The 4,164-nt window shown below is 40.5% G+C and carries 5 protein-coding genes and 1 pseudogene; 5 read left to right on the forward strand and 1 reads right to left on the reverse strand.

From position 1 onward, the window contains the following. Positions 1 to 276, forward strand: a pseudogene (locus LD39_RS22950) (TetR/AcrR family transcriptional regulator); the annotation flags it as partial. Positions 277 to 364: 88 nt separating this feature from the next. Here the strand turns inward: LD39_RS22950 and LD39_RS03990 are convergent. After that, positions 365 to 1,030, reverse strand: coding sequence for a GNAT family N-acetyltransferase (locus tag LD39_RS03990; protein ID WP_052158723.1), 666 nt, complete (start codon positions 1,028 to 1,030; stop codon positions 365 to 367). A 65-nt stretch (positions 1,031 to 1,095) separates the two neighbouring features. Here LD39_RS03990 and LD39_RS03995 point away from each other — a divergent pair, with 65 nt between their 5' ends. The 4 genes from LD39_RS03995 to LD39_RS04010 all read left to right on the forward strand — a co-directional run. Then, a complete protein-coding gene (locus tag LD39_RS03995) occupies positions 1,096 to 2,142 on the forward strand; it encodes an AbrB family transcriptional regulator (protein WP_035543116.1) in 1,047 nt (348 codons plus the stop codon). Positions 2,143 to 2,225: 83 nt separating this feature from the next. After that, on the forward strand, positions 2,226 to 2,831 hold the full coding sequence (locus LD39_RS04000) for an alpha/beta hydrolase (RefSeq protein ID WP_035543118.1): 606 nt from the start codon (positions 2,226 to 2,228) through the stop codon (positions 2,829 to 2,831). Positions 2,832 to 2,902: 71 nt separating this feature from the next. Beyond that, on the forward strand, positions 2,903 to 3,106 hold the full coding sequence (locus LD39_RS04005; RefSeq protein ID WP_035543120.1) for a DUF6501 family protein: 204 nt from the start codon (positions 2,903 to 2,905) through the stop codon (positions 3,104 to 3,106). Positions 3,107 to 3,293: 187 nt separating this feature from the next. Then, positions 3,294 to 4,164: amidohydrolase family protein (locus LD39_RS04010; RefSeq protein ID WP_035543122.1), on the forward strand; the 871-nt coding region annotated here is incomplete at its 3' end.

Consider the following 4,164-nt stretch of genomic DNA (forward strand, 5'->3'; position numbering starts at 1 on the left):
CAAATGATTCGAGAACTGCAATCAAGTGACAAACAATTGGCTTCTTTCTTCAAGGATGAACTGCATGTTGATTTGATGCGAACGTACAATCTCATGATCCAATGGATAGATGACTCGAAGCAAGCTGGAGTATGGAGCAAGCGTATTGATACTGGCTTGATTGGTGACGTCATTTTCCATTCTATATTATTGCCAAGTCGCAACAAGGTAGGGGTAGATGAGCTCGCCACCCAGTTATTTAACATGATTGAAAATGGACTTTCTTTAAAAAAGTAAACAAAAGCCGCAACCAATAGAGGAGCGGCTTTTGTTCTAATCGAAATCAATCTACTTGGACGAAACTATCCAGTGTGGTTCTGTTCCATCAGTAGAATGGATTTCGCCACTCTGTCAATAATCCGTAATTGCAGGACTCTGCATCTTCAAGGTAATCTTTAACAGGCTTTATAGGTGACCTGCCTGATTTTAGTAGGAAAGTGACGACTGGATCCTCGATATCCGCTTTCAGGACAAGATTTACATATTCCTCAGGTGTCAGTTCATCCTCGTACAAATAGTACTTTGGCATACGTGCACCACCAACCAGCCTCTCAAGGTCCAGGTGAACGACGGTTTCATACATGGCCTGTGTCAATTGCTTCCCTAATCCAATAGAACGATATTCAGGGTTCACGCATAAGTCGATGACATATAAAGTATTACCATTCGGGTCGTGGGTCTTCATCGTTCCATTTGCTGTAATTGCTTCCCATTTATGATCGATGTTTTCATCATCCAGTGAAGTGATCATTGTCGTCATGGATCCAGCTACTTCTCCATCTACTTCTATACATAAGCACCCATCTCGGAACGTTTTTATTTGATTCTCGAGCTGTTCTTTTGTCCACCACAGCTCTGATGGAAAAGGAGGCGGAAAAGCCTTCTGTTGAATTTCTATAAGTTTTGAAAAATCTCTTTGATCATAATTCCGGATATGAAGGTGGTTATATGTAGAACGCTTTTTGTCAAATCCATATATCCATTTATCCATTATGGTCGTTCCCCTTTCATGATCGATTACCATTAATTTACCCCTGGGAGGATGTGTCATCTGCTATGCCTACAAAAAGAATCATCATTACATATACAGCAGCACTAATTGTAGGGTTTGTTTTTGTCACCGCACACTTTCCTCTCCCATGGATATTAGGTCCAGTCACTGGCTTGATGCTTCTTAAATTATTTGCAGGCTACGAGACTTCCGTAGTGTTTCCCGCGAGAGATATCGGTTTCACAATGCTCGGTGTGCAAATCGGTCTAACCTTTACAGCCCAGACGTTTAAGATAGTCGTTCCCTATCTTTTACCGTACACATTCTTGTCTCTTCTGTTGATTTCAATCAGCTTGTTCTTAGCCTATCTTATAGCGAAGAAAACCGCAATTGATTTAACGACAAGCATGATCGGAAGTGCGCCAGGAGGATTATCGGCAATGATAGCCGTTAGCGAAACGTTAAAAGGGAATACGGTTCTCGTTACGATCTTTCATACGATTCGACTTCTCTCAGTCTTGTTCATCATCCCTTTTATTGCTACTCACTTTCTGAGCGGACCCGGATCATCAATAGTTGAGTTAAATAACCATAATGAACAAGGTCCTATCTGGACGATTGCTGTGTATATACTTGCTTTTTCACTTGGCTATCGATTTCGGGGAAGTTTGCCGGCATCATTTGTGATCATCCCTATGCTTATCGTAGGTTTTCTGCAAGCATTAGGCTTCCCGCTATTTAATTTTCCAGATGCCATTTTTATCACAGCTCAGCTAATTATTGGAGTTCACCTTGGAAACTCAATTAGCATTCGTGATTTAATTCTGGCCGGAAAGTATTGTAGCTTATATTTCGGTCTATCCATTATTGTGATCACGATCGGGGTAGTTTTTGGATGGACATTAACCTATTGGACAGGGATGGACTTTACGACGGCCGTCCTGAGTCTTGCTCCAGGAGGACTAGTGGAAATGTCTCTTACGGCAACGCAAACGGGAGGGCAGCCATCCCTAGTAAGTTCCCTGCAAATGATTCGCCTATTATTTATTGTGATGGTATTACCTTTGGTTTTTCAGAAAGTTATTCCGCGTTTAAAAAAACAAGAGCTTTGACATTATCTCGAATTAAAGATAAAATCTCTTTAGATTTAGAGGAGATATTTCTCTGATACTTTAACGAGGGGGTTAGTTCTAAAATTAAATTAAAACACATTTTCCATGAAGGAACGTCCGATCGGGTTTTGCTACTTTTACATGGAACAGGTGGAACGGAAGAAGATCTGCTGCCACTTGCAGCACTTATTGACGGGGATGCCTCGGTTCTATCTGTAAGAGGAAACGTATCCGAAAATGGGATGCCTCGGTTTTTCAGACGTCTGAGAGAAGGAGTGTTCGATGAAGAGGACTTGGTTGAAAGAACCGATGAACTGCATACCTTTCTTGATGAAGCGGCAGAAGAGTACGGCTTTAAAAGAGAGAAAGTCGTCGCAGTAGGATATTCTAATGGAGCCAATATTGCAGGAAGTTTGTTATTCCACTATGAAAATAGCTTAGAAGGAGCAATCCTGTTTCATCCGATGGTTCCTAGACGAGGAATTGAATTGCCTAATCAAAAAGATTTGCCGGTATTTATCGGAGCAGGGGAAAACGATCCAATCTGTCCGGCACAAGAGACGATTGATTTAAAAGCATTACTAGAGAGCGCTGGAGCTGAAGTTTCAAATCATTGGGAGCGGATGGGACATAGACTCACAGAATCCGAAGTTCATGCAGCGGCTAAATGGTATGAAACTAAACTGTAAGCATATTCATATTGAGTCACATACTTGTTCATTGTATGATAAGGACACGAATGAACAAGGAGGATGTATGAATGATTCATGAAAATTGGGAAAATAATCCGACTCTAAAGAAAATTGAATGCGTCCATAACGATGCTGAAAAATTCGTTGTGGAAAATGTTTTGACACCAGGTAAAGTGTACGACGTTAAAAACGAAAGTGAAGAATTTTACTTTGTTATTGACAACACAGGTCGTATGGGCGGATTCTATAAAAACTATTTCAAAGAGATTTAACTAAAGAAGGACCATAGGTGAAAATTCCTATGATCCTTCTTTTAGTTTCTACATTTATACTGCTTGTTAAGTAGGTTGTATGGTGGTCAAATGCATATATAAGGCATATTTAGGGGATGTTTGAAGAGTATCCGTCATGGGGTAGGTTTGAAATAGGAAAAAAAGTATAGAAGGGAGCCATCGGTTAATGATTATTGACAATGTACAAATTTATGATCCGTCCCGCCCTTACCAGCGTGAAGGGCTTCATGCAGTAGAAATTAAAGAAGGTAAAATTACAAACATTTTAGAAAGCCCTTATACAGGCAGTGAAGAGGTTGATGATGGAAAAGGCAGGGTTCTTGCCCCCTCATTCAACGATAGTCACATGCATTTACTCAGATTCGGTTTGCTGAAAAAAGAGTTGGATCTTACTGAAGTAACAAGCTGGAAAGAGATGAAAGAGTTAGTTGAAAACCATTATGACAAAATGGAAGAATACGACTGGATCTTTGGTAAAGGTTTCAACGACGCTAATTTTAATGATATCGACCACCTGCTTACGGCTAAAGACCTTAGCGAGATTCAAGTCAATGCTTATATTTACTTCATGCATGAGGATGGGCATGAATGTGTCGTAAGCGAAAAGGCGTTGGAGTTACTTGAAAAAGAGGAAGATTTCAAAGGTGAACCGGACGAGTTCAAGGAAAAAGATGAAGAAGGAAATTGGAATGGGCGATTTAAGGACACAGCTGTCCATTATATCAAGCATCACTTTTGGGGACGTTCAGTGGAGGATGCTAAAGAAGCGCTTAAGAAAGCTGCCCCTTATTTGAGTGAATACGGAATAACTTCTGTTCACAGTGATGATATCAATTTTATCGGTTCCTACGAAAAGCTATGGCAGGCTTATACGGAATTGGAGAGGGAAGGCGATCTTCCTATCGATGTCCATTTACATCACTATGTCTTTAACATTAACGATTTGAACAATTACTTAGTACGGAGCACAATGAGGACAGGAGAAGGAACAGATCAGGTCAAAGTCGGTGCTGTAAAGATATTCTTAGATGGAACTC

The organism is Halobacillus sp. BBL2006 (assembly GCF_000786645.1).
GTDB lineage: Bacteria > Bacillota > Bacilli > Bacillales > Halobacillaceae > Halobacillus.

Bases quoted from the DNA above. Each gene is read 5' to 3' on its own strand.
- LD39_RS03990 (WP_052158723.1), bottom strand. From the start codon at position 1,030: ATGGATAAATGGATATATGGATTTGACAAAAAGCGTTCTACATATAAC.
- LD39_RS03995 (WP_035543116.1), top strand. From the start codon at position 1,096: ATGCCTACAAAAAGAATCATCATTACATATACAGCAGCACTAATTGTA.
- LD39_RS04005 (WP_035543120.1), top strand. From the start codon at position 2,903: ATGATTCATGAAAATTGGGAAAATAATCCGACTCTAAAGAAAATTGAA.